This is a genomic window from Nonomuraea monospora, assembly GCF_039531895.1.
In the GTDB taxonomy this organism is placed as follows: Bacteria; Actinomycetota; Actinomycetes; order Streptosporangiales; family Streptosporangiaceae; genus Nonomuraea; species Nonomuraea monospora.
On the sequence record NZ_BAAAQX010000028.1, the window covers coordinates 134,655 to 159,628 of the forward strand.

Consider the following 24,974-nt stretch of genomic DNA (forward strand, 5'->3'; position numbering starts at 1 on the left):
CCAATTTGCTCAATCGGGCCAGCCCTCGCATGGCGCGGGGCGAAATCCGGGACAACGCGTAGCCGATTTTCCCTCGGCGTTCACGGGGACGACGGCCTGGTTTCTGTGCACGGCTCGCAGAATGTGCGCGGCCACGCGTTCCGGCGGGTATCCGCGCCGCGCCAGCCCGCTGACGGCGTCCGCGCGCAGGCTCTCCTTCGTGTACGTGGCGTGGCTCGCGATGCCCGTGGAGACGAATCCGGGGCAGATGGCGCTGACCCCGATCCCGTGGCCCGCCAGTTCGGCCCTGAGACAGTCGCTGAGCATCTTCACGGCGGCCTTGGAGGTCGAGTACGCGGGCAGCAGCCTGGAGGGCACGAAGGCGGCCAGGGAGGCGACGTTGACGATGTGCCCGCCGGCGCCGCGCTCGGCCATGGCGGCGCCGAAGAGGCGGCAGCCGTGGATGACGCCCCACAGATTGACGTCGATGGTCCTGCGCCAGTCGTCGAGTGTGTGGTCGAGGAAGCCCCCCGCGACGGCGATCCCCGCATTGTTGACCACAATGTCCGGCACGCCATATTCAGAGATGATATTTCGCGAAAAGTCCTCCATCTCTTGCGTATTCGCTACATCGACCTGCACGCCGTACGCCGCAATACGAAGGTCTTTCGCAATTCCGTCGGCCACCCGCTGAGCCGCGTCACCGTCGATATCCGCACACACCACTTCCGCCCCGTGCGCCGCGAACGCCCGCGCCGTCGCCCGCCCGATCCCGGACCCCGCGCCGGTGACCACCACCAGCCGCCCGCCGAACGCCCCCTCCCCGCGCGCCCGCCGCAGCTCCCCGCTCGCCGGCCCGCCCTCGGCGTGCTCGACGAACTCGGCGATCATCCCGGCCACGGTCTCCGGCCTGCTGCGGTGCATCCAGTGCCCGGCCGCGATCCTGCGGTGCCACAGCCTGGGCGCCCACCGGCCCACCGCCTCCAGCAGCGCGGGGGTGACGAACGCGTCCCCGGTGGCCTCGACGATCTGCACGGGCAGGCCGGGCAGGCGCGGATCGCTCTCTGAGCCCGGCATGTTGCACCGGTAGAGCGCGAGCCCGTTGACCCCGTCCCTCACCAGGGTCCCGGCGGGATGCCCCGGGCGCGGGGCGATGCCGTCGCCGCGCAGGGCGCGCGTCACCAGCCCCGGCATGACGGACCGCCAGGCCAGCTCGGGCAGCACGGGGAGCCTGAAGGCGCCGATGTACCAGGACTTGAGCCGCTGCGCCGCGACGTCGCGGCGCGGGCCGTGCCGGGTGAAGTCCGCCGCCTGCCGCAGCCCGGGCCCGCCGAGGCTGGTGAACGAGGCCAGCCGGTCACTGAGGCCGGCCCGGCTGAGCGCCTCCCAGCCCTGCAGCGAGCCCCAGTCGTGCCCGACGAGGTGCACCCGGGGCCTGCCCACGGCGTCGAGGACGGCACCCAGGTCCGCCATCAGCCGGTCGAACCCGTAGTCGCGCCGGTCCGCGGGCTCGGTGGACGCCCCGGCCCCGCGCACGTCGTAGCGCACCACGTGGAAGCGGTCGCGCAGCAGCGCGGCCACCTCGTCCCAGACGCGGTGCGTGTCGGGGTACCCGTGCAGGAGCAGCACCGCCGGCCTGCCGGGATCGCCCTCCTCGAACACCGCCAGCCGCACGTCACCGGACTCGACCATCCGCATCGCGACCTCCTATTGGACATGATGTCCAGTAGAATAGATCGATCAGGGTCGAGCGGCCAGCCCCGTGCAACCGCGCAGCGCCTTCCAGGAGGCCACCGCGCCGGTTCTGGCCGACCCCGTCATCGGTATGGGGATACCCCCCTGGATCGTGGCCGGAGTCCACGAGTCCTTCAAGATCTTGCGTCCGTTGATGGTCAGGGTCAGCACGCCCGTCCGGCCGGTGGTGGCCGGGTTGGAGTTGTAGAAGACGAAGTTGCCCATGCCGTAGTTGACGTAGGCGTCGTCGAGGTAGCCGGAGCCGAGCAGGATGTGCGCGTGCCCGCCCACCACCACGTCCGCCCCCGCCTTGACCAGCTTGGGCGCCAGCGAGAGCTGCGCCTCGTTGGGGCACTTCTGCATCTCGGTGCCCCAGTGCAGGTGGACGATCACGGTGTCGGAGTTCTTGCGGGCCTGGCGCACCGCGCGCAGCAGGGCCGTCTCGTTCTTCGCCGAGGCGAGGCCGCCCTTGTCGGCCGTGGCCGTCCACGCCTGGATGAACTCCGCGTCCAGCACCTGCGTGGCCCCGATGATCGCCACCCGGTTGCCGTTCACCGTCTTGCGGAACGGCCGGTACGCCTCCGTCGCGTTCTCGCCGATCCCCACCACGGGGAACTTGGCGCGCTTGACCGCCGCCAGCGAGTCGGCCAGCCCGGTCTCCATGTAGTCCATGCCGTGGTTGTTGGCCATGGAGGCGACGTCCACCCCGGCGGCCTTCAACGCCGTCAGCGCGCTCGACGGCGCCCTGAAGGTGAACTGCTTGCCGGGCGCGGGGGTGCCTCCCGTGGTGATGGCCGTCTCCAGGTTCACCATCGCCAGGTCGGCCCTGCGCAGCACGCTCGCGATCGGCCCGAGCGCCGTGCGCGGGTTGTTCAGCCGGGGCCGCAGCATGCCCTCGAAGTGCACGTCGCCGCCGAAGGCGATGGTGAACGGCTCACGCTGCGGGGTCGGCTTCGCCGTCTCCTGCGGCTCGTCCGGCGTGGCGGCGACCTCCTTGCTCTGGAGCTGCCGCTCGGGCGCAGCCGAGCACGCGGCCAATAACCCGGCGACGGCGATCACCGAAAGGGCACGGGGGAGTCTCATCTGCCGCCACTTCCGCTCGAAACCTGACTTACAGGGATCGAGCATGCCATGCAGGGCGGACTACCGCGCAGACTCCTCCATGCTCATCAACCTGGACATAGCCAGTCGAGTCTTGTCATCCATGGGGGTGTAGACGATGAGCCGGATCTCCGGCATCGCCGTCAGACTGGTCGTGCTGAAGCGCATGGCGCCGAGTTCGCGGTGCTTGTACCGCTTCACCCGCGGCCCCGGATCGGCCACGTCCTGGCGGGCCCACAACCGGGCGAACTCGGCGCTCTCGGCGCTGAGCCTGCGGACGAAGTCCTGCCAGCACGGCGAGTCGGCGTGCCGGCTGTAGGCGCCTCTGAAGACGGCCACCGCCCGCCCCAGCTCGTGGTCGCGGTCGAGCATCCGCGTGACGGGCGCCGGGTACAGGCACGCCTGCCAGAGCGAGTTGCGCTCCCCCTCGGGCGCCCCGACCAGCTCGGGGAACACGGCGGCGTACGCGTCGTTCCAGGCCAGGACGTCGCACCGGCTGTTGGACACGCAGGCGGGCATGTCGCCGAGCCGGTCGAGTATGCCCTGCATCTCGGGCGTCACCTGCCCGGAGTCCACGGGGACCGGGTCGTCCGCCTGCCCGGCCAGCCGGTAGAGGTGGTGGCGCTCGGCGGTGTCGAGCTTGAGCGTGCGGGAGATCGCGTCGAGCACCTGCGGGCTGGCGTTGATCGGCCGCCCCTGCTCCAGCCACGTGTACCAGGTGACGCCCACCCCGGCGAGCTGGGCGACCTCCTCGCGGCGCAGCCCCGGCGTGCGCCTGCGCAGGCCGGGAGCCAGATCGACCATGTCCGGCGTGATCCGCTCCCGCCGCGAGCGCAGGAACGCCGACAGATCGGTACGTCTTCCCTCAGCCACCGTCATTTCTCCACTATGGGGGCACAGAGCACGGCTTAGCCAGTTAGCGTCAGTACCAGTATAAAGGGGCTCTCGTTACTGGTATCAGGATGACGGCAGACTGTACGACATGTCGCAAACTGCCGCTTTCTCCCCTCCTGTGAACACCCAACCGCAGGAAGCCGTTCCCAAGGTCAGCGGCCTGCTCCTGGCGATCATCCTCGTGGGGCAGTTCCTGGCCATCCTGAACGTCAACATCGTCAACGTGGCCACCCCCACCATCGAGGCCGACCTGCACTCGTCGGGGGCCGGGCTGCAGATGATCGTCGCCGGTTACACGATCGTCTACGCCGTCCTGCTCATCACCGGGGCCAGGGTCGGCGACCTGTTCGGCTATCGCAAGGCTTTCCTGGGCGGCCTGGCGGTCTTCGCGATCACCACGCTCGCCGCCGGCTTGGCCCCCTCGACGACCTGGCTGGTCGCCTCCCGGCTGCTGCAGGGCGCCGGGGCCGCGATGATGATGCCGCAGGTGCTGACGTTGATCCAGCGCAACTACCACGGCGCGGCCAGAGGCCGGGCGATCGGCCTGTGGTCGCTGGTGATCAGCGGTGGCATCGTGGTGGGCCAGGCGCTGGGCGGGATCCTGCTGGGTCTCGGCCTGGGCTGGCGGGTGGTGTTCCTGACGCTGGTGCCCATCGCCGTGCTGCTGCTGATCGCCGGGCTCCGGGTGCTGCCCGCCGACCAGGGCGGCGGCCGTACCGGGCTCGACCCGCTCGGCCTGGTGAGCCTGTCGGCGGCCGTGCTGCTGTTCGTGGTGCCGCTGGTGCTCGGCCGCGACCTCGGCTGGCCCGCGTGGGGCTGGGTCTCGATGGGGCTGAGCGTGGTGACGTTCGTCGCGTTCGTCCGCGTCGAGCGCTGGGTCACCGCGCGCGGCGGGCGCCCGCTGGTGGACGCCCGGGTGCTGCGCGCGCCCGGCATGCGGCCCGGGCTGGCGATCCTGCTGTTCGGCCCGGCCACGTGGGGCGCGTTCCTGTTCACCTCCGCCCTGCACCTGCAAGGCGACCTGCACCTGTCGCCGCTGGCCTCCGGCATGATGATGGTGCCCTGCGCCCTGGCCTTCGGCCTGGTCGGGCTCGCCTGGCCGCGCCTGCCCGCGCGGCTGCAGCGGCCGCTGGTGCCGTTCGGCTACGTGGTGGCCGCCCCCGCCTACCTCGGCCTCGGCCTCGCCTCCGGCGGCGGCGCCGGCTACGCGGTCATGAGCGCCCTCATCGGCGCCGGTCTCGGCGTGCAGGTCGCGGTCACGAACATGGCCACCGAGCAGGTGGACGGCGCGTACGCGGCCGACGCCAGCGGCGCGCTGCTCACCGTGATGCAGCTCGGCCAGGTCATCGGCGTCTCCACCGTGGGCACCCTGTTCATCACCCTCGACCAGGGCGCCGCGTCCTCGGCCTCCGCGTCGCTGGCCACGTCCGTCGCGATGGCGTCCCTGGCCGTCCTGGCCGGGCTGAGCTCGCTGTTCCTGGTACGCCGGCGCGTGCCGGTCACCGCCTGAACTGGAGAAATTCCTTTACTTGAATCATTCAGGTTTAGCGCATACCTTGAGTTCGGCACCCACGACCGACCGAAGGATCGCGCCATGACTTTCACGACCGACGACGCGGGCGTCCCCGCGCCGAGCGACCACCACTCGCTCTCCGTCGGCCCGAACGGCCCGCTGCTGCTTCAGGACCACTACCTGATCCAGAAGATGGCCCACTTCAACCGGGAGCGCGTGCCCGAGCGGGTGGTGCACGCCAAGGGCGGCGGCGCCCACGGCTTCCTGCGGATCACCGAGGACGTCAGCCAGTTCACCAAGGCCAAGCTGTTCCAGAAGGGCGCGGAGACGCCGCTGTTCCTGCGCTTCTCCACGGTCGCGGGCGAGAACGGCAGCGCCGACACCGCCCGCGACCCGCGCGGCTTCGCGCTGAAGTTCTACACCGAGGACGGCAACTACGACATCGTCGGCAACAACACGCCGGTCTTCTTCATCCGCGACCCGCAGAAGTTCTCCGACTTCATCCACAGCCAGAAGCGCCGCGCCGACAACCACCTGCACGACCACAACATGCAGTGGGACTTCTGGACCCTGCAGCCCGAGTCGGCCCACCAGGTCACCTTCCTGATGACCGACCGCGGCACCCCCGCCTCCTGGCGGCACATGCACGGCTTCGGCAGCCACACCTTCCTGTGGTACAACGCCGCCGGCGAGAAGTACTGGGTGAAGTACCACTTCAAGACCGACCAGGGCATCCAGAACTTCACCGCCGCCGAGGCCCAGGCCCTCACGGCCACCGACCCCGACTACCACACCCGCGACCTGTTCGAGGCGATCAAGCGCGGCGAGCACCCGTCGTGGACGGTCAACGTGCAGATCATGCCGTTCGAGGCGGCGGCCGACTACCGGTTCAACCCGTTCGACCTGACCAAGGTGTGGCCGCACAGCGACTACCCCGAGATCACCATCGGCCAGTTCGTCCTGAACCGCAACCCGGCCAACTACTTCGCCGAGGTCGAGCAGTCGGGCTTCGAGCCGGCCAACCTGGTGCCCGGCATCGGCGCCTCACCCGACAAGATGCTCCAGGGCCGGCTCTTCTCCTACCCCGACGCGCACCGCTACCGGATCGGCCCCAACTATCTGCAGCTCCCGATCAACCAGCCGCGCGTGCCGGTCCACTCCTACAACTTCGACGGCCCGATGGCCTACCGCAACCCGCAGGACCCGGTCTACACGCCCAACACCGTGGGCGGCCCGGCCGCCGACCCCTCGCTGTACTCCGGCGAGAGCTACCACGTGGCGGGCGAGGTGATCCGCTCGGCGTACACGCTGCACGCCGAGGACGACGACCACCGTCAGCCGCGCGCGCTGTGGGAGAACGTGCTGTCCGGCACCGACCGCGCCCACCTGGTGAGCAACATCGTCGGCCACGCCTCGGCCCCCGAGGTGACCGCCGAGATGAAGCAGCGGGTCGTGCAGTACTGGAACAACGTGCACAAGGACCTCGGCCAGGGCGTCGCCCAGGGCCTGGGCCTGGCCTGAGCCAGCAGGACGCGGCGTGCCCGGCTCCCGGGCACGCCGCGTTCTTCTGCCATGCTGAATATCAAGAAAAACGGCTCAGCGCACCGGAGCCAGAAAAAAAGAGAACGACTCCGGAAAACTGTGCCGACAATTTTCCGGAGTCGTCAGGCGCTGGCCGCGAGAGTGGCCAGGTCGAACTGATGATCTTGGACGCCCGCCACAAAGGCTGCCCACTCCGACGGCGTGAACACCAGGACCGGGCCGTCCTCCTGCTTGCTGTCCCGCAGGGCGACGTTGCCGTCCGCCAGAGGCGCCACCTCGACGCATGCCGTTGCGCCGTTGCAGTAGCTGGCCTTGCGCCAGGCCACCTTCGTGATGTCGTTGTGCATTTTCTTCCCTAGGCTCCGTTGCCTGTGTATTGAGGTGACGACGTCGTCAACGCCGCCAGAGCATGGCCTTCCGCTGGATGAGCACACGAGATTCGTCCTCGTCCAGAGCCTCCGACCTCATGTGGTCGAAGGCCGTCTCGTAGCCGGCCACCCGCTCGAGGTCTTCCACGAAGTGGGCCGAATAGAGCTGCTCCAGGTACACCACATCGTCGAATTCCGCGAACTTGAGATGAATGAACGCACCGGTGTTGACCGGGTGAAGCGAGTCCAATGGTAGGACCTGAACGCCGACGTGTGACAGTAGGGACACCTCCAACAGATGTTCCATCTGCTCACGCATGACCGAAGGCTCCCCGAAACGGCGCATAAGCGCTGCTTCGTCCAGAATGACGCTCATCCGGCAGGGGTCGGGTCTGTGCAGCACCCGTTGCTGCCGGTCGAGCCGGGCCTCGACCCTGCTGCGGACGCCGCTGTGCGTGATGCGCGCGATGCCCCGCGTGGCGAGGATGACCTCCCGGGCGTAGTCCTCGGTCTGCAGGAGACCCGGCACAGCCTGGGGTTCCCAGTTGCGCTGGTGGATGGCCTCCGCCTCCAGGCCGAGGAATCTTGTGTACTCCTCGGGGAGGGTGTCCTCGTAATCCTCCCACCACCCGCGCTGCTCCGCGTCACGCAACAGGCCGACGAGCTCGTCAAGTTTGTCACCGTCGGCGCGGTACAACTTCGCCATGGACTTGATGTCCTCGGCGGACGGCATGGTCTTGGCGGCCTCGATGCGGCTCACCTTGCTCGCCGACCAGCCCAGCTCTCTGGCGGCCTTGGCCCCGGTGTACTTCCGTCGCTCACGGAGGAGGCGTAGCTCCTGACCCAGCCGGAGCCGTCGAACTGTTGGACTGCCCTGCTGCGATGGCACCGTCCACGCTCCTTCTCAGGAATGAAGGTGTAGCCGGATGGGACCGTTTGGAGCCCGGCTTTTTGGGCCGTTCGCCCAATCTTACACTGCAAGTTGCATGTGTTGTGCCGCACAGCCTTGCCAAGAAGGCTTTCATGGGTGGAGCGTAGGAGCAAGGACAAGCTCCGTGAACTGGCAGGAGACGGGCGAGATCTTCCGGCCCTGAGCAGCCCCATGACGGTTGTCGTGCAAGTTGCACCGCAAGAAGCGAAGAAAAGTAAATCTTCCCTTGCTGGAAGTCTTGCAGCATTGACGGCAGCGGGGGACGATCAGAACCAGGAGGGTTCTCGAGTCGCGAGGGAGGCCGGACATGACGATACGGCCCAGCGCAACGAGCCTTTCGCCCACCGTCGCGCGCCCGCACGAGGGCCGCATCTCCGGCAACGTCGCCGTCCCGGAAAAGAACATCCGAAACAGGGAGGCCACTTGCCGGAAGGATCTCGTCATCGCCTGAATCGCACAGCGCGAATCCGCTCATTCGAGCACGAAAAAAACCGGGCCGAGGCTGATCACCGAGCGCCGCATACGGGCTGCCACCCTGCGGCGAAACTCGGTCACCAGCCTTCGGACCGGCAAGAAGCCACCTCTAAATGCCGCGAAAGGGGTCTTCTATGTACTCACAAGGTACCAAGGGGGTCAGCCGAATCAAGTCCTGGATCCAGGATCTCATCGCTTCCGCCGACTACGAAATCTGTGTGGAGCCCGACGAATTCGCCTTCCGGATGGGCTGGACCGTCGCCAGGACCGGCTTCGGTTCGCGCAGGTACCGGGACCCACGGTTCGACCAGCTCCGCCAGCCGCGCAAGGTGACAGAGGAGGTGTCCTGACATGGCGAGGAACCCGCGCAACCAGATGTACCCGGCCAGTGAGGACCTTCCCGCCGCGCGTGGCGGATCCGTCCTGGCCAGGCTCTGGCGGGCGCGCACCGAGCTGCTGCTGCTCGGCGGGCTGGCGCTGCTCGTCATGACCCTGCTGGGCGCCGCGCAGCAGGGCCGGTGGGTGCCCTTCGTCCTGGTGGCCGGGGCCGTCTCGGTGCCCGCGGCCACCAGGTTCGGCCGCAACTGGGTCGTGGCGCACTTCTGGTGCGTGGTCTCCCGGCACCGCCTGCAGCGGACCTGCCTGGAGACCACCCTGCACACGAGGGCGGGCCGCATCCCGCTGGTGCTCTGGATCACGCCGACGACCACGGGCGAGAAGGCGCTGGTCATGATCAGGGCGGGCATCAGCGCCGAGACGTTCGAGGCGTTCGGCGACGAGATCGCGGCGGCCTGCTGGGCCCGCAGCGTGAACGTCTACCGGCACCGCAAGCGGGCCCAGTTCCTCACCGTGGAGATCGTCAGGCGTGACGAGGCGCCCGGCGCCACCTCCCCCGGGCTGGACCGCCTGTACGGCCGCAGAGCCTGGATCCCGCTGAGATCCGAGCTAGAGGAGCCGCCTGATCTGGTGGCACTGCCCCAGGCAGGCTGAAGACCTAGGGAACGGGGCCGTCCCTAGGGGTGCAAGCCCCGGAGACCGCGGGGGCTCCGGGGCTTCCCCATGCGCCCGGTCCGCGCCAAGATGAGTTCATCTGACGAACTCAGGAGTCGTGATGACGTCGACCGTCCACCGGACCTGTCCCCTGTGCGAGGCCGTCTGCGGCCTGACTCTCACCCTCGACGACGGCGGGCACGTGACCGGCGTCCGCGGCGACAAGGACGACCCGTTCAGCAAGGGGTTCATCTGCCCCAAGGGGGCCAGCCTCGGCCGCCTCGACGAGGACCCCGACCGGCTGCGCAAGCCGCTGATCAGGGAGGGCGACCTCTGGCGCGAGGTCGGCTGGGACGAGGCGTTCGCCGCCGTGCGGGCCGGCCTCGACCGGCTCGCCGACCGCCGCTCGGCCGCCGTCTACCTCGGCAACCCCAACGCCCACACCATGGCGGGCGCCCTGTACGCCGCCCCGCTGATCAAGGCCCTGGGCACCCGCAACGTCTTCTCCGCCAGCACCGCCGACCAGATGCCCAAGCACGTGGCCAGCGGGCTCATGTTCGGCCATCCGCTGGCCATCCCGGTGCCCGACCTGGACAGAACCGACTTCCTGCTGATGCTGGGCGCCAACCCGCTGGAGTCCAACGGCTCCCTGTGCACCGCGCCCGACTTCCCCGGCCGCCTCAAGGCCCTGCGCGGGCGCGGCGGCCGGTTCGTCGTGGTCGATCCGCGCCGCACGCGCACCGCCGCGCTGGCCGACGAGCACGTCTTCATCCGGCCGGGCGCGGACGCGTACCTGCTGTTCGGCCTCGTCCACACGCTGTTCGCCGAGGGGCTGACCAGCCCCGACGGGTACGGGCTCAACGGGCTGGAGGAGGTGCGCCAGGCGGCCAAGCAGTTCCCGCCCGAGGTGGTGGCGCGGCGCACCGGCGTGCCCGCCGAGACGATCGTCCGGCTGGCCAGGGAGCTGGCCGCGGCGCCCACAGCCGCCGTCTACGCCAGGATCGGCACGTGCACGGCCGAGTTCGGCACGCTGGCCCAGTGGCTGGTGGACGTGCTCAACGTGCTCACCGGCAACCTCGACAGGCCCGGTGGCGCGATGTTCCCCAAGCCCGCGACCGAGTTCGCCGGGCGGCGCAGGCCGTACGCGGTGGGCCGGTGGAAGAGCCGCGTCAGAGGCCTGCCCGAGACGAACGGCGAGCTGCCCGTGGCCACGCTGGCCGACGAGATCGAGACGCCGGGCGAGGGGCAGATCAGGTTCCTGCTGACGATCGCGGGCAACCCCGTGCTGTCGGCGCCGCACGGCGACCGGCTCGACGCGGCCTTCCGCGAGCTGGACTTCATGGTGAGCGTGGACCCATATCTGAACGAGACCACCAGGCACGCCAACGTCATCCTGCCTCCGCCGCGGGTCCTGCAGTCGGGGCACTACGACTTCGCGCTGCTCGGGTTCGCCGTGCGCAACTACGCGCGTTACTCGCCGCCGCTGCTGCCGCTGGACGAGCGGCCGTCGGAGGCGCAGATCCTGGCCAGGCTGGCGATGATCGCCTCGGGCCTGGAGGGGGACCTCGACGCGTTCGTCATCGACGAGCTGCTGCGCAAGGCCACCGGGACGCCGGGCTCGGGCGTCGAGGGGCGGGACGTGGCGGAGCTGCGCGACCTGCTGGAGGGCGAGTCGGGCAGCGAGCGGCGGCTGGACCTCATGCTGCGGCTCGGCCCGTACGGCGAATGGGCCGGCAAGGGCGACCTGTCGCTGCGCAAGCTGCTCGACAACCCGCACGGCCTCGACCTCGGCGCGCTGGAGCCCCGGCTGGGCGAGGTGCTCAAGACGGCCTCCGGGCTGATCGAGCTGGCGCCGCCGCAGCTCATGGAGGACGTCGAGCGGCTGCGCGGCAAGCTGGAGGAGGAGCCGCCGGAGATCGTCCTCATCGGGCGGCGGCACCTGCGCTCCAACAACAGCTGGATGCACAACGTGGGCCCGCTGGTGGGCGGCAGCAACAGGTGCACGCTGCAGATCCACCCCTCCGACGTGGCCCGTCTGGGCCTGGACGGCGAGGCCGTGGTGCGCTCGGCGAAGGGCCAGGTCACGGTGCCCGTCGAGGCGACGGACACGATCATGCCGGGCGTCGTCAGCCTGCCGCACGGATGGGGTCACGCGGGCAGTGCCCAGAACGTGGCGGCCGAGCACGCGGGCGTCAGCGCGAACACGCTCACCGACGAGACGACCCTGGACGTTCCGAGTGGTAACGCAGTGTTCAACGGAGTTCCGGTCACGATTTCACCAACCGGGGTGATCATCGCACATTAGGGTGTCGCGCGTGACTATCGCGCCAGAAGAGGACCGCCTGAACGCCCAGATCGCCTTCGCCATCGAGATCGACAAGTTGAAGCGGATCATCCGTCGCAACCATCTCATCGACGGTTCGCGGCGGGAGAACTCCGCCGAGCACTCCTGGTACGTGGGCACGCTGGCGATGGTCCTCGGGGAGCACGCCCCACCCGGAACGGACCTCCAACGGGTGGTGGCCATGTTGTTGGTGCACGACCTGGTGGAGATCGACGCGGGTGACACGTTCGTCTACGACACGGTGGCGGTCGAGGCCCAGGCCGAGGCCGAGCGGGCCGCCGCCGACCGCATCTTCGGCCTGCTGCCGGACGAGCAGGGGGTGTGGCTGAGGGAGCTGTGGGACGAGTTCGAGGCCAGGAAGACGCCGGAGTCGAGGTTCGCCAAGGCGCTCGACCGTTTCGCCCCGATCCTGGCCAACCATCACACCGAGGGCGGCACCTGGCCGCTGTTCAAGGTGACGGCCGGGCAGGTGAAGGAGAAGATCCGGATCATCGAGGAGGGCTCGCCCTCGCTCGGCGCGTACGCGTCGGAACTGGTCGAACTCTCGGTGGCCAGGGGACACCTGTCCGAGTGATCCCCACATGGCCAGGGTAGGGGACTTGTCGTGAAAGAGACAGTACGCGCGAGACGTCGGCAGTTGCGGGGTTTCGCCGGGCCGGTCGCCATCGCCGATCGGCTCGAGAAGTCGAAGGCCATGGACACGCCGATCAGGGGGCTGGCCAAGGCCGTGCGGCAGCGGCTGCGCCAGGGCCGCCTGCGCGACCTGTTGCACGGCGTCCCCATCGGAGAGCCGGTGCATCCGCCCCTGGCGACGGTCAGCCTGGGCTGCTGGCTCTCCACCGCCGTGCTGGACCTGGCGAAGGCCGACCCGCGGGCGGCCCGCCTGCTGCTGGCCACCGGCCTGGTCAACGCCCTGCCCACGGTGGCGGCGGGGCTGACCGACTGGTCCTCGCTGCACCGCGAGCAGCAGCGGGTGGGTTTCGTGCACATGGCCGCGAACCTGACCGCGGTCGGCCTCCTGACCGCCTCCCTCATGGCCCGGATGCGCGGCCGTGAGCGGCCCGGCCGGATGCTCTCCTACGCGGGGCTGGCCGTGGGCGGGCTCGGCGCCTACCTCGGCGGGCACCTGGCCTACCGGCAGGCCGCGGGGGCCAACCACGCGCCGCAGGTGACGCATCTGGTGCCGCTGGGCTGGCACGACCTGTGCCCGCTCAAGGACCTGCCCGACGGGCGTCCGGTGGCCAGGCGGCTGGGCTACATCCAGCTCTTCGTGCTGCGCCAGGGCGACGGCGTCACCGTGCTGGCCGATCGTTGCCCGCACCTGGCGGGGCCGCTGCACCAGGGCAGGCTGGTCATGGAGGACGGCGAGGCGTGCGTGGTGTGCCCGTGGCACAGCAGCACGTTCCGGCTGGCCGACGGTTCGGTCAAGCACGGGCCCGCGACCGCGCCCGCGCCCGTGTTCGAGACGCGGATCAGGCGTGACGGCACCATCCAGGTACGCCCGGGGTTGACCTGAAGTTTGGTTGAGGTCCTACCGTCGAGGTCATGAGCAAGATTCTTGTGACCGGTGCGACCGGAAATGTCGGCAGCCATGTGGTGTCCCAGCTCGCCGCGGCGGGCCTCGACGTGCGGGCCTTCGCCAGGCGGCCCGAGCGGGTCCAGGCGGGCGTGGAGGCCGTGCAGGGCGATCTGACCGCCCCCGAGACGCTCGAACCGGCGCTGAAGGACGTGGAGAGCGTGTTCCTGCTCTGGCCCGGCTTCTCTACGGGCAACGCGGCCGAGGCGGTGGAGAGGATCGCCGGGCACGCGCGGCGGGTGGTGTACCTGTCGGCGCTCGTGCCCGGCGACGAGGACGCCGGCGGCCACTACGGCGAGATCGAAGGGCTGATCAGGCGCTCCGGGCTCGGCTGGACGTTCCTGCGGCCTGGCGGCTTCGCTGCCAACACGCTGGGGTGGGCGGACCAGATCAGGCAGGGCGTGGTGCGCTGGCCGTACGGGCAGGCGTCGCGAGCGCTGATCCACGAGAAGGACATCGCGGCGGTGGCCGTGCACGTGCTCACCTCGGCGGGGCACAACGGGGCCGCGTACGCCATGACAGGCCCCGCTGAGCTGACCCAGGCGGAGCAGGTGCGGGTGATCGGCGAGGCCGTGGGACGTGAGGTGCGGTGGGAGGAGCAGCCGCCCGAGGAGGCGCGTGAGCGGCTGCTGGCGGCTTGGGGGGACGAGGCGTTCGTCCAGAGCGCGCTGGAGGCCTGGGGGAGCTTCGTCGAGCGCCCTGAGCGGGCCACCGACACCGTGCGGCGGCTGCTGGGGCGGCCCGCGCTGAGCTTCCGCCAGTGGGCCGAGGACCACGCGGCGGACTTCCGCTGATCGCTACCCGGGGCCGGCGGCGCGCCCGTCAGGGGTCTCGTCGGCGGGGTGCTCGACGAGGGCGAGGATGCGGCTGGACATGAAACGGGCCGTGCGCACCGGCGTGCCGCTGCGCGTGACCTCGCTCACCTCCACGAGCCCCCGCCGGTTGGCCACCTCCACCCGCCTGCCCGCGCGGGTGGCCGTGATCTCGTAGGTGCGCGGCGACGTGCCTCCGGCGTCGATGACGATCTCCACCCGGTCACCTTTCATACCGGGTTCCTACCCACCGGCGATTATCCGTACACCAGTACGATAATGGCCACGACGCCCACGCACACGATGACCCCGCGCAGCACCGGGGCGGGGATGCGCCGCCCCAGCCTGGCCCCCAGGAAGCCGCCCACGGTGGCCCCCGCCGCCACGCCCGCGGCGGCCTGCCAGTCCACGTCGGCGGCCACGATGAAGAACGCGGCCGCCACCCCGTTGACGATCATCGCGAGCACGTTCTTGGCGGCGTTCACCCGCTGGAGGCCGTCGTCGAGGAAGATGCCGAGCAGCCCGATCAGCAGCACCCCCTGCGCCGCGCCGAAGTAGCCGCCGTAGACGCCCGCGCCCAGCACGCCCAGCCACAGGGCCGCGCCGCCGTGCGGGTGCGGCTGCCGCCGCCGCGCGGCCACCCACGTGTTGAGCCTGGGCTGCGTCACGACGAGCACGCAGGCCAGCGCGATGAGGGCGACGACCACGATCTCGAACACGTCGGGATCGAGGAACAGCAGCAGGATCCCGCCGATCAGCGCGCCCAGCGCGGAGGCCGCGCCCAGCCGCAGCAGGCGGTCGCGCTGACCCTGCAACTCGGTGCGGTAGCCGAAGGCGGCGCTGAAGGAGCCGGGGACGAGGCCGACGGTGTTGGAGACGTTCGCGGTGACGGGGTCGACGCCCAGCGCCACCAGGGTGGGGAAGGTGATCAGGGATCCCGATCCGACCACCGCGTTGATGGCCCCGGCCACCACACCGGCGGCGCACACCGCGGCCAGCTCCCAGCCCGTCACGAAACCCTCCAAGCAGCCGCCGCGCAGTGCCCCCGTCGGGGGCCGCGGCGTCGGCGGGGTTCCTACGGGTTGTCCTGTCCCTTGGGGGGTGTGAACAGGCCGCCCAGGTTCTCCAGGACCTTGCCCATCTCAGAGGGGACGATCCAGATCTTATTGGCGTCGCCCTTGGCGATCTCGGGCAGGGTCTGGAGGTACTGGTAGGCGAGCAGGTGCTGGTCCGGGTTGCCCTCGTGGATGGCCTTGAACACCATGCCGATCGCGTCCGCCTGCCCCTTGGCGCGCATGGCCTGCGCCTCCGCCTCCGCCTGCGCGCGCAGCACGGCGGCCTCCGCCTCGCCGCGCGCCCGCAGCACCGAGGCCTGCTTCTCGCCCTCGGCGGCCAGGATCGCCGCCTGGCGCTGCCCCTCGGCGGTCAGCACGGCGGCGCGCTTGTCGCGGTCGGCGCGCATCTGCTTCTCCATCGAGTCCTGGATGGAGGCGGGCGGGTCGATGGCCTTCAGCTCGACCCGGTTGACCCGGATGCCCCACTTGCCGGTCGTCTCGTCCAGCACGCCGCGCAGCGCGGTGTTGATGTCCTCGCGGGAGGTCAGCGTGTGCTCCAGGTCCATGCCGCCGACCACGTTGCGCAGCGTCGTGACGGTGAGCTGCTCGACGCCGATCAGGAAGTTCGCGATCTCGTACGTGGCCGCCTTCGGGTTGGTGACCTGGAAGTAGATGACGGTGTCGATGGAGACCACGAGGTTGTCGGAGGTGATCACCGGCTGCGGCGGGAACGACACCACCTGCTCGCGCAGGTCGATCATGTCCTTGATGCGGTCGATGAAGGGCACCACCAGGTTCAGCCCCGGTGTGAGCGTGCGGTGGTAGCGCCCGAGGCGCTCGACGATGGCGGCCGTGGCCTGGGGGATGATGCGGATCGTGCGGGCCACCCCGAAGCCCACCGCCGCGACCACGACCAGGGCGACGATGAGCTGCTCGACGGACATGGCGACGCTCCGGAGTCGAGGGAACCGACTTCGTAGATCCTATTTGGTTTTAGGTATCGGCGTCTTTTATCACCATAAATGGCGATCTAGCGAGCGCGCGGGCTGGTTTCAGTGCGCACGGGCGTACCAGCGGCCCTCCGCGCTGCGATCGAGCGTCAGCGGCACCCCGAACGTCTGCGAGAGGTTGTCGGCGGTCATGACGTGCTCCAGCGGCCCCTGCGCCACCACCGAGCCGTGCCGCAGCAGCAGCGCGTGCGTGAACCCGGCCGGCACCTCCTCCACGTGGTGCGTCACCAGCACCAGCGTCGGCGAGCGGTAGTCGCCGGCCAGCACCGACAGGCGGCGCACCAGATCCTCCCTGCCGCCCAGGTCGAGGCCGGCCGCGGGCTCGTCGAGCAGCAGCATCTCGGGGTCCGGCATCAACGCGCGGGCGATCTGGACGCGCTTGCGCTCGCCCTCCGACAGGGTGCCGAACCGCCGCCTGATCAGATGGGCCGCGCCCATCATGTCGATCAGCTCGACGGCCCTGGTCACGTCGTTGGAGTCGTACTCCTCCGTCCAGCGGCCCATGATCCCGTACGAGGCGGTCAGGACAAGGTCGATGACCTTCTCCTCCGGTGGGATGCGCTCGGCCAGCGCGGCGCTCGCCAGCCCGATCCTGGGACGCAGGTCGAACACGTCCGCCTGCCCCAGCCGCTCCCCCAGCACCTCGACGACACCCTCGCTCGGGTACAACAACGTGCCCGCCACCTGCAGCAACGTCGTCTTGCCCGCGCCGTTCGGACCGATGACGGCCCAGCGCTCGTCCCCGTTGACCGTCCAGTCGATGCCGCGCAGCAGGGCCGCTCCGTCGCGCCTGACGGCGACGTCCTGGAGCCGCAGCACCTGACCACCCATCCCCGATACCTCCTTAGGAGTCACCCTCGGGACAAACCTATTGCAGGGCGAGCGCTTATCGTGGATCGGTGCGCCCTGAATCGCCTGTCTGTCCATCCCTGGTCGCCTGGGGCAACGCGTGGCTGTCCGGTCACGTGGGGCTCGACGAGGCGGCTGACCACGTGGAAGCCGTCGGCGGGCCCGCCGTCGCGGGCGACGTGCCCCTGCGTAAATACCTCGCAAACCTCCGCGCCGAGGGCCTGAGCGAGCTGCGGCTGGCCCTGCCCGCGCCCGGCGACCCGCTCGGGCTGTCCGGCCCGCCGCCGTTCAACTCGGCCGCCGTGGACGCCGGCCAGGCGGCCATCGCCGTGCTGCGCGAGCGCAACCTCGGCTTCGTGCCCCTGCCCGACCGGCGCGGGTCCTCCTATGTCGGTGTACGGCTGGAGGTGCACGACGCCGGCCCCGTACGCCACGACCTGCCGTCCCTCGCCGAGGCCGAACGCGAGCTGTCCGGCGCGATGCGCGCCGCCACCGAGGTCCTGACCTCGATCGACGGGCCCGCCCAGGACCGCCCGGAGCGCCTCGGACGCGGCGGCGAGCTCGCGCCCGGCTACCCCGGCCGCGCGCACCGCGTCTCCACGCTGGCCACCCGGCTGGGGGCGGTGCTGCGCCTGGCCGACGAGCGCGGCCTCACCTCGGGGCAACTCGCCGCCCGCGCCACCGCGCTGCGCGACCTCGACCACGCGGTACGCCGCGCGCTCGTGGCGGCGCACCACGCGATCTTCGAGCCCGTCAGGAACCAATAGCGCCGTCCCCGGCCTTCCAGATCCTGACCAGCTTGTCCTTGCCGGCGGAGACGATCGCCACGCCCTCGTCCAGGGGGACGACGCCGACGGCGTACACGCCGCTCTTGTGGGCCTTGACCGGCTTGCCCAGCGCCTTGCGGGTTCGCGGGTCCCACAGGCGGATGGTGCCGTCGGTGCCGCCGGACAGCAGCACCGTGCGCTCGCCCATGGTGCCGAAGGACAGCGAGTAGACGATCTTCTTGTGGCCGGACATGGTGCCGAGCGTCTTGCCGCTCTTCGCCTCCCAGAGCCTGATTTTTCCGTCTTTACCACCCGATGCGACGACCGCCTTGCCGTCGATCTTGCTCACCGCGACCGCGTACACGCCCTTCGAATGGCCCTTGTACGTCGTGCCGTACCGCTTGCGCGAGGACATGTCCCACATGCGCAGCGTCTCGTCCTCACTCGCCGAGACCGCCACCGCGCGGTCGCCGACGTGGCTCGCGCTCAGCCAGTTCACCGGCTTGCGGTGCGCCCTGATCAGCTTGCCCGTCGCCCTGCGCCTGCTCAGGTCCCAGAACCTCAGGTAACCGTCGGCGTCGCCCGTCACCGCCACGTACCTGCCCTTGACCTTCGTCAACGCCACCGCGTAGACCGCGTCCCCGTGCCAGCCGAGCACCCTGCCCTTGCGGGTCTTGAGATTCCACAGGCGGACGCTGCCGTCGTAACCGCCGGAGACCGCCATCGGGGTCTTGCCCATCATCACGCAGGCGACCGCGTAGACCTCCTCGCTGTGGCCCCTCATCGTGGCCAGCGGCTTGTGCCCGGCCAGGTCCCACAGACGCACCCGGCCGTCCTGACCGCCCGTCACCAGCCAGGTCTTGTCGCCGTTGCGGACGGCTGAGAGCGTCTGGACGCCCTTGGTGTGGCCCTTGAGCGACTTGCCGTCCTGCTTGCCCAGCACCGGGACCGTCGCCCGCTCCACCTCAGCGGGCGTCGGCGTCACCACCGTGGGGGTGGGTGTGGGTGGCGGTGTCGTCGGTGGTGTCGTCGGCGGGGTCACGGACGTGGTCACCTGCGCCACCGTTCCGTCTTCCGTGCCCAGCATCCTCGGACCGAAGTACAGGACACCGCCTGCCAGGGTCAGCGCCACCACCAGCGTTCCCGCCACCAGGGCCGCGCGCCTTCTTCTGGCTCTCGCCTCGTCGGGCTTCTCCTCGGCGGGGGCATGCCTGAAGAACGCGTCGTTCCCGTCCCCCGGCCTGTCGCCGCGCCTGTCGTACGGTGGGCTCTGGGCAGGCGAGGGCTGCGGCGCGGGACGCTGGCGAGGCGACACCGGCGCTCCCTGCGGCAACACAGCAGGCTGCCCGGCACGCGGCGGCGGCGCACCAGTGCGTTGTGCAGGCGACCCATGCGGCGGCGCAGGCGGGCGGGCGGGCGGTGTCCCAGCGGCCGGGCCTTGCGAAGGCGCGGCGGCACGTCCGGCTGGCGACCCGTGCGGCGGCGCGGGCGGGTGCGGCGCTTGGGCGGGCGGGCCCTGCGGCGACGCGCCAACGTGCCCAGTTGGCGACCCATGCGAAGGCGCGGGTGGGCGCGGCGCGTAGGCGGCAGGCGGCCCGCCAGCATGCCCGGCAGGCGGGCCCTGCGGCGACGCGCCAACGTGCCCGGCGGGCGGCCCTGGCGAAGGCGCGGGCGGGTGCGGTGCTTGGGCGGCGGGTGGTGGCCCGGCGGGTGGGCCCGGTGGGGGTGTGTAGCCGTCGCCCGACGGGCTGACCCATCCCGTGGGGCTGACCCAGGTCGAAGCGGCAGGCGCGCCCAAGCCCGGCCGACCGTCAGGCGCGATCCAACCACCAACCGCAGCACCAGCCGCAGCCTCGGCGGCCACCTGCGACCCCGTGGTCAGCGCCGACTCATCATCGCCGGCCGCCTCCCCCTGGTTCTCCAGCAACGAGAACAGAACCTCGGCCGCCGCAGGCCGCTCCTCCCCCCGCTTCCGCAGACACCCCTGCACAATGGCCCGCAACTCATCCGGCAACACCGAAAGATCGGGCTCCTCGTGCATCACCCGGTAGATGACCGCCGGCAAGCTGTCCTGCCCGAAGGCGGGCCGCCCCGTGGCGGCGTACAGCATGGTGAGAGCCCAGCTGAACATGTCGCCGGCGGGCCCCACCCGCTCCCCCGAGATCTGCTCAGGCGACATGTACGCAGGCGTCCCCACCACCCCGCTGCTGATCGTCATAGCCGAGTCCAGCGCCCTGGCGATGCCGAAGTCGATCACCCGCGGCCCGTCGGTCCCCAGCAGCACGTTGCTCGGTTTGAAGTCCCGGTGGACGATCCCCGCCCGGTGGATGGCGGCCAGCGCGGTGACGGTCCCGACGGCCAGCCGGTGGAGGGCGCCGCCTTCGCGCGGCCCGTCGCGCTGCACCACGACCTGCAGCGACACCCCGTCCACCAGCTCGCTGACGATGTACGGCTGCTCGCCGTCGAGGTTCGCCCCGAGCACCTGCGCGGTGCAGAACTGGGCGACGCGGCGGGCGGCGGCCACCTCGCGCAGGAAGCGTTCTGAGTCGATGCCGGGTTTGTCCAGCCGGGTGTTGAGCAGCTTGATCGCCACGAGCCGGCCGTCGGGCGACTCGGCCTTGTAGACGATTCCCTGCGCACCCTTGCCCAGCCGTCCGATCAACCGGTAGTCGCCCAGCGTGACCGGATCACTGGACTGTAAGGGGTGCGTTTGCGGCACCTGGTCCTCCCCCTTGTGCTTGACCCCCGCTCGCAAGCGTGATGAACCTGCACAGAAGCCCGCAAGCCATCCCAGGTCACGAAAGATCATCGCTCTTTGCGAAAAATTTGCCCTACGCAATAATCATGGAGAAGATCGGGGATTTCCAGCACCGTACGGGGAGCCGTCGCATGCGCAGAAGCTTCAGCCTGTTGTTAGCCGGTGGACTGGCCGCCGCACCCCTGACCGTAACGGGCCAGGCCAGCGCCGCCAGCACGGTGGCCACCACGGGGCCCACCGCCGCGCCTTATTCGAACTTCAAGATCTCCGTGAAGTACACGAAAAGGACCAAACGCGGCGGAAAGATGACGTATTACGTGCGAGCCAAGAATCTCGGCCCGCACTACGCCGACTATTACTACATCGGCGGCCAACTGCCCAAGGGCGTCAAGCCGACCCTGCGCTGGGGCGGCCCCAAGGGCACCAAGTGCGAGTGGGCGGGCCGCTGGTTCTGGTGCTGGGGCCCGCTGGCACTGGAGAAGGGCAAGACCGACTGGCTGAACTTCCAGCTCACCCTCAAGAGCGGCACCAAGGGCACGGCCACCGCCCGGCTCGGCGTCATCTCGTTCGACGTCGACCAGGGCATGGAGAACATGAGCGAGGCCGAGCTCAAGCGCCTGGGCATCAAGCACCACTACGACCTCAAGACGGTCAAAACGACGATCGTCAGCCCGCCGCGCAACCCGGGCAGGGGCTGGACGCCGCCGCCTCCGGTCAAGGACTACAACCCGCCCGCCAGCCACGAGGAGTCGAACACGAAGAAGGACACCTAGAGCGTCCTTCAGCCCAGGCCGTGCCGTACGGCGTACAGCGCGGCCTGGGTGCGGTCCTGCACGCCCAGCTTCATCAGCACGTTCGAGACGTGCGTCTTGACGGTCTTCTCCGCGACGGCCAGGCTCCGCGCGATCTCCCTGTTGGAGCGGCCGGCCGCGATCAGCGCGAGCACCTCGCGCTCGCGCTCGGTCAGCGGCACCGGCGCGGGCACGGCGGCCTGGGCCGCCGCCGTGGCCAGCATCGCCTCCGCCGCCTCGGGGGCCAGCAGCACCTGCCCGCCGTGCACGGCCCGCACGGCCTGGACGAGAGCGGTCGGATCGACGTCCTTGTAGAGGAACCCGGCGGCGCCCGCCCGCATCGCGGGGCCCACGTCGGACGGGTCGCTCATCGAGGTCAGCACCACGATCCTGGTGGTGACGCCGGACAGCCGCTGCAGCGCGCCGAGCCCGTCCATGACCGGCATCTTCAGGTCGAGCAGCAGCACGTCGGGCGCCAGCTCGGCGACCAGCTCGACGGCCTGCGCCCCGTCGCCCGCCTCGCCGACGACCGTGATGTCGTCCTGGAGGTCGAGGAAGGTCCGCAGCCCCTGCCGCACCACCGGATGATCGTCGGCGATCAGCACCCGGATCACACGCTCACCTCCACGCGTACGGTGGTCCCCGCGCCGGGCGCCGACTCCACCGACATCCGCCCACCGACCGCCTCGGCCCTGTCGCGCATCGACGCCAGCCCGAGCCCGCGCGAGTCCGTCTGCTCGAACCCGCTCCCGTCGTCCCGCACGACCAGCTCCAGCCTCCCCTTCGCGTACGCCAGACGCACCGTCACCGCCTCGGCCCCCGAGTGCCGCAACGCGTTGTGCAGCGCCTCCTGCGCCACCCGCAGCACCGCCACCTCCACCGCAGCGTCGAGCGGCGGCAGCTCACCGCACTCGAACGTGACCGCGACCGGATGGAGCCGGTCGAGCAGGCGCACGTGCTTGCGCAGCGTCTCGGACAGCCCGTGCCGGTCGAGCTCGGCGGGCCGCAGCTCGACGATCACCGCCCGCAGCTCGGACAGGGCCTCACCGGCCAGCCGCTGGACGCGTTCGAGCTCGGCGGCGGCCTTGTCGGGGGCCTTGTCCAGCATGGCGCCCGCGGCCTGCGCGGACAGGCGCAGCGAGAACAGCTTCTGGGTGACCGCGTCGTGCAGCTCCCTGGCCATCCGGTTGCGCTCCTCCAGCATGGCCAGCTCGCGACCGTTCTCGTACAGCCTGGCGTTGATCAGCGCGATCGCGGCGTGCGCGGCGAACAGCGTGAGCAGTTCCTCGTCCGCCTGGTCGAAGCCGCCGCCCGTGCGCTTGTTCGCCAGGAAGATGATGCCGAGCACCTGCTCGCGGTCGCGGATCGGCACCCCGAGGAAGTCCTTCATCACCGGGTGCGCCTTCGGCCACCACTCGAAGCGCTCGTCCTTGCGCAGGTCGGGCAGCCTGACCGGGGTGCCGTCGCGCAGCATCGCCCCGAGCATGCCGTGCTGCCTGGGCAGCGGCCCGATCGCGTCCCACTGCTTGTCGGTCAGGCCCTCGGCGACGAACTCGGCGAACGAGCCGTCCTCGTCGGGCACGCCCAGCGCGGCGTAGCGGGCGTCGAGCAGCCGCTGCGCGGAGCGTACGATGACCTGCAGCACCTCGCGGACCGACAGATGGCGGGTGACCGCGAGCACCGCGGAGCTCACCGCCTGCAAAATCTCGTCCCGGTCGGAGGTCACGGCCCCCACTCTAAGGTCCTAGGACGAAGTGCCCAGGCCGGGACCGGTCCTCAGCCCGATGTCCCGCGCGCGTCGCGTTCCTACCGTCGGATACATGACGAACACCGCGATCATCACCGGCGCCTCCCGCGGACTCGGTCTCGCCCTGGCCAGGTCGCTGGCCGGCGCGGGCTGGAACCTCGTACTCACCGCGCGCGGCTCCGACGACCTGGAGCGGGCCGCCGGCGAGCTCGGCGCCACCGCGATCCCCGGCGACGTGACGGACCCCGCCCACGTGCGGCGGCTGGCCGAGGCGGCGCCCGAGCTGGACCTGCTGGTCAACAACGCCAGCGACCTGGGTGTGACGCCGCTGCCGCCGCTGTCGATCTATCCTCTGGAGGCGTTCAGGGCGCTGCTGGAGACGAACGTGACGGCTCCGCTCGCCCTCGTCCAGGCCACGCTGCCGGCGCTGCGCGCGTCGCGCGGCTCGATCGTGAACATCACCTCCGACGCCGCGACCGGCGCGTACGAGGGCTGGGGCGGCTACGGCGCCACCAAGGCCGCGCTGGAGCAGCTCTCGAACGTGCTGTCCGCCGAGGAGCCCGAGCTGCGGGTCTGGTGGGTGGACCCCGGCGAGATGAACACCCGCATGCTCGCCGACGCCGTCGGCGAGGAGGAGGCGTCCGCCGCCGCGGACCCCGCCAAGGTCGCGGCGGCCCTGTACGACCTGGTCGGCTCGCGCCCGGCGAGCGGGAAGGTGAGCCTGCAATGACCGCCGCGCTGGACTTCTCGCTGCCACCCGGCCTGTCGGCCCACGAGCCGCCGGAGGCCAAGGGCATGGCCAGGGACGCGGTGCGGCTGATGGTCTCGCGCGGCGACCTGGAGCCGACCCATCACCACTTCAGCGACCTGCCGGCCCTGCTGGACCCCGGCGACCTGATCGTGGTGAACAACTCGGCCACCCTGCCCGCCGCCGTCCGGCTGGACCGCCTGGCGGTGCACTTCTCGACCGTCAGGCCGGACGGCACGTGGCTGGTGGAGCTGCGCCGCCGTACCGCCAAGGGGTCAGAGCCGTACGGCGGGGGCGAGCCGGGCGAGTGGCTGCCGATGCCGGGACGGGCCACGTTGCGGCTGGTCGGGCGCGAGACACCGCGGCTGTGGCGGGCGGTGCTCGATCGGGACGTGGAGGCGTACCTGCGGGTGCACGGGGTGCCGATCCGCTACTCGTACGTGGAGCGGGACTGGCCGATCGAGGCGTACCAGACCGTGTTCGCGACCGTCCCGGGCAGCGCCGAGATGCCGAGCGCGGCGCGGCCGTTCACCACCGATCTGGTGACGGCGCTGGTGGCGCGCGGGATCGGGATCGCGCCGATCACCCTGCACACGGGGGTGGCCTCGGCGGAGAAGGACGAGCCGCCCTACGCCGAGCGGTATGAGGTGCCGGCGGCCACGGCCCGGCTCGTCAACCTGACCAGGGAGAACGGCGGGCGCGTGGTGGCGGCGGGCACCACGGTGGTGCGGGCGCTGGAGACGGCCGCGGGCCCCGGCGGGCGGGTCGCCGCGTCGGCGGGCTGGACCGGGCACGTCGTCACGCCCGAGGTCGGGGTGCGGGCGGTCACGGGGCTGATCACGGGGCTGCACGAGCCGCGTTCCAGTCACCTGCTCATGCTGACCGCGATCGCGGGGGAGGCGGCGCTGGCGCGGGCGTACGAGGAAGCGTTGCGAAAGGGATATCTGTGGCACGAGTTCGGCGACACGCACCTGATTCTGAAGTAATAGAC

25 protein-coding genes are annotated in these 24,974 nt (G+C 70.6%); 13 read left to right on the forward strand and 12 right to left on the reverse strand.

Annotated features, from left to right (window positions below; translation table 11 throughout):
• Positions 1–9: 9 nt before the first annotated feature.
• From ABD331_RS40850 to ABD331_RS40860, 3 genes are read right to left on the reverse strand one after another with little or no spacing between them, the layout of a single operon-like run.
• A complete protein-coding gene (locus ABD331_RS40850) occupies positions 10–1,677 on the reverse strand; it encodes an SDR family oxidoreductase (RefSeq protein ID WP_344487601.1) in 1,668 nt (555 codons plus the stop codon).
• A gap of 42 nt (positions 1,678–1,719) precedes the next feature.
• The gene (locus ABD331_RS40855; RefSeq protein ID WP_344487603.1) at positions 1,720–2,796 is read right to left on the reverse strand and encodes a CapA family protein; all 1,077 of its coding nucleotides are present in this window, start codon (positions 2,794–2,796) and stop codon (positions 1,720–1,722) included.
• A 60-nt stretch (positions 2,797–2,856) separates the two neighbouring features.
• Entirely contained in the window at positions 2,857–3,693 is an 837-nt protein-coding gene (locus tag ABD331_RS40860; protein ID WP_344487605.1) for a helix-turn-helix transcriptional regulator, read from the reverse strand.
• Between the two features lie 133 nt (positions 3,694–3,826).
• On the opposite strand from ABD331_RS40860, the gene ABD331_RS40865 reads away from it, so the two are divergent.
• The gene (locus tag ABD331_RS40865; RefSeq protein ID WP_344487607.1) at positions 3,827–5,218 is read left to right on the forward strand and encodes an MFS transporter; all 1,392 of its coding nucleotides are present in this window, start codon (positions 3,827–3,829) and stop codon (positions 5,216–5,218) included.
• Between the two features lie 84 nt (positions 5,219–5,302).
• The gene (locus ABD331_RS40870) at positions 5,303–6,742 is read left to right on the forward strand and encodes a catalase (protein ID WP_344487609.1); all 1,440 of its coding nucleotides are present in this window, start codon (positions 5,303–5,305) and stop codon (positions 6,740–6,742) included.
• A 143-nt stretch (positions 6,743–6,885) separates the two neighbouring features.
• Here ABD331_RS40870 and ABD331_RS40875 read toward each other — a convergent pair whose 3' ends face one another.
• Both ABD331_RS40875 and ABD331_RS40880 read right to left on the reverse strand, forming a co-directional pair.
• A complete protein-coding gene (locus ABD331_RS40875; RefSeq protein WP_344487611.1) occupies positions 6,886–7,110 on the reverse strand; it encodes a DUF397 domain-containing protein in 225 nt (74 codons plus the stop codon).
• A gap of 46 nt (positions 7,111–7,156) precedes the next feature.
• Positions 7,157–8,020: a helix-turn-helix domain-containing protein gene (locus ABD331_RS40880; protein WP_344487613.1), complete on the reverse strand. Its 864-nt coding sequence runs from the start codon at positions 8,018–8,020 to the stop codon at positions 7,157–7,159.
• Positions 8,021–8,369: 349 nt separating this feature from the next.
• Between ABD331_RS40880 and ABD331_RS40885 the strand changes: the two genes are divergently transcribed.
• The 7 genes from ABD331_RS40885 (at position 8,370) to ABD331_RS40915 (ending at position 14,240) form a co-directional block, all read left to right on the forward strand.
• A complete protein-coding gene (locus tag ABD331_RS40885; RefSeq protein WP_187414996.1) occupies positions 8,370–8,513 on the forward strand; it encodes a hypothetical protein in 144 nt (47 codons plus the stop codon).
• A gap of 157 nt (positions 8,514–8,670) precedes the next feature.
• Positions 8,671–8,886: a hypothetical protein gene (locus ABD331_RS40890; RefSeq protein WP_344487617.1), complete on the forward strand. Its 216-nt coding sequence runs from the start codon at positions 8,671–8,673 to the stop codon at positions 8,884–8,886.
• Between the two features lies 1 nt (position 8,887).
• Positions 8,888–9,526: a hypothetical protein gene (locus ABD331_RS40895; protein ID WP_344487619.1), complete on the forward strand. Its 639-nt coding sequence runs from the start codon at positions 8,888–8,890 to the stop codon at positions 9,524–9,526.
• Between the two features lie 121 nt (positions 9,527–9,647).
• Positions 9,648–11,831, forward strand: a complete 2,184-nt coding sequence (locus ABD331_RS40900; protein WP_344487621.1) for a molybdopterin-dependent oxidoreductase — start codon at positions 9,648–9,650, stop codon at positions 11,829–11,831.
• A 1-nt stretch (position 11,832) separates the two neighbouring features.
• Positions 11,833–12,444, forward strand: a complete 612-nt coding sequence (locus ABD331_RS40905) for an HD domain-containing protein (RefSeq protein ID WP_344487623.1) — start codon at positions 11,833–11,835, stop codon at positions 12,442–12,444.
• 30 nt (positions 12,445–12,474) lie between these two features.
• The gene (locus ABD331_RS40910) at positions 12,475–13,386 is read left to right on the forward strand and encodes a Rieske 2Fe-2S domain-containing protein (protein ID WP_344487625.1); all 912 of its coding nucleotides are present in this window, start codon (positions 12,475–12,477) and stop codon (positions 13,384–13,386) included.
• Between the two features lie 29 nt (positions 13,387–13,415).
• Positions 13,416–14,240, forward strand: a complete 825-nt coding sequence (locus tag ABD331_RS40915) for an NAD(P)H-binding protein (protein ID WP_344487627.1) — start codon at positions 13,416–13,418, stop codon at positions 14,238–14,240.
• A gap of 3 nt (positions 14,241–14,243) precedes the next feature.
• On the opposite strand, the gene ABD331_RS40920 is transcribed toward ABD331_RS40915, so the two are convergent.
• The 4 genes from ABD331_RS40920 to ABD331_RS40935 all read right to left on the reverse strand — a co-directional run bounded on the left by ABD331_RS40920 (position 14,244) and on the right by ABD331_RS40935 (position 17,154).
• Positions 14,244–14,477, reverse strand: a complete 234-nt coding sequence (locus ABD331_RS40920; protein ID WP_344487629.1) for a hypothetical protein — start codon at positions 14,475–14,477, stop codon at positions 14,244–14,246.
• Between the two features lie 38 nt (positions 14,478–14,515).
• On the reverse strand, positions 14,516–15,271 hold the full coding sequence (locus tag ABD331_RS40925; protein WP_344487631.1) for a sulfite exporter TauE/SafE family protein: 756 nt from the start codon (positions 15,269–15,271) through the stop codon (positions 14,516–14,518).
• 62 nt (positions 15,272–15,333) lie between these two features.
• Positions 15,334–16,257 carry an SPFH domain-containing protein gene (locus tag ABD331_RS40930; protein ID WP_344487633.1) on the reverse strand — a complete coding sequence of 308 codons (924 nt, stop codon included), beginning with the start codon at positions 16,255–16,257 and terminating at the stop codon, positions 15,334–15,336.
• A 108-nt stretch (positions 16,258–16,365) separates the two neighbouring features.
• Complete coding sequence (locus ABD331_RS40935; RefSeq protein ID WP_148441709.1) at positions 16,366–17,154, reverse strand: ABC transporter ATP-binding protein; 789 nt, start codon at positions 17,152–17,154, stop codon at positions 16,366–16,368.
• A 68-nt stretch (positions 17,155–17,222) separates the two neighbouring features.
• Here ABD331_RS40935 and ABD331_RS40940 point away from each other — a divergent pair, with 68 nt between their 5' ends.
• Entirely contained in the window at positions 17,223–17,939 is a 717-nt protein-coding gene (locus ABD331_RS40940; RefSeq protein ID WP_344487635.1) for a hypothetical protein, read from the forward strand.
• Here ABD331_RS40940 and ABD331_RS40945 read toward each other — a convergent pair.
• Positions 17,926–20,658, reverse strand: coding sequence for a protein kinase domain-containing protein (locus ABD331_RS40945; RefSeq protein WP_344487637.1), 2,733 nt, complete (start codon positions 20,656–20,658; stop codon positions 17,926–17,928). The genes ABD331_RS40940 and ABD331_RS40945 overlap by 14 nt on opposite strands.
• Before the next feature lie 170 nt (positions 20,659–20,828).
• Between ABD331_RS40945 and ABD331_RS40950 the strand changes: the two genes are divergently transcribed.
• Complete coding sequence (locus tag ABD331_RS40950; protein WP_344487639.1) at positions 20,829–21,470, forward strand: hypothetical protein; 642 nt, start codon at positions 20,829–20,831, stop codon at positions 21,468–21,470.
• 8 nt (positions 21,471–21,478) lie between these two features.
• Here ABD331_RS40950 and ABD331_RS40955 read toward each other — a convergent pair whose 3' ends face one another.
• Both ABD331_RS40955 and ABD331_RS40960 read right to left on the reverse strand, forming a co-directional pair.
• A complete protein-coding gene (locus ABD331_RS40955) occupies positions 21,479–22,102 on the reverse strand; it encodes a response regulator (protein ID WP_344487641.1) in 624 nt (207 codons plus the stop codon).
• The gene (locus tag ABD331_RS40960) at positions 22,099–23,214 is read right to left on the reverse strand and encodes a GAF domain-containing sensor histidine kinase (RefSeq protein WP_344487643.1); all 1,116 of its coding nucleotides are present in this window, start codon (positions 23,212–23,214) and stop codon (positions 22,099–22,101) included. The genes ABD331_RS40955 and ABD331_RS40960 overlap by 4 nt, the downstream gene beginning before the upstream one ends.
• Before the next feature lie 94 nt (positions 23,215–23,308).
• Here ABD331_RS40960 and ABD331_RS40965 point away from each other — a divergent pair, with 94 nt between their 5' ends.
• The gene (locus ABD331_RS40965) at positions 23,309–23,965 is read left to right on the forward strand and encodes an SDR family oxidoreductase (protein WP_344487645.1); all 657 of its coding nucleotides are present in this window, start codon (positions 23,309–23,311) and stop codon (positions 23,963–23,965) included.
• Positions 23,962–24,969, forward strand: a complete 1,008-nt coding sequence (locus tag ABD331_RS40970) for an S-adenosylmethionine:tRNA ribosyltransferase-isomerase (RefSeq protein ID WP_344487647.1) — start codon at positions 23,962–23,964, stop codon at positions 24,967–24,969. The genes ABD331_RS40965 and ABD331_RS40970 overlap by 4 nt, the downstream gene beginning before the upstream one ends.
• The last annotated feature ends 5 nt before the right edge of the window (positions 24,970–24,974 follow it).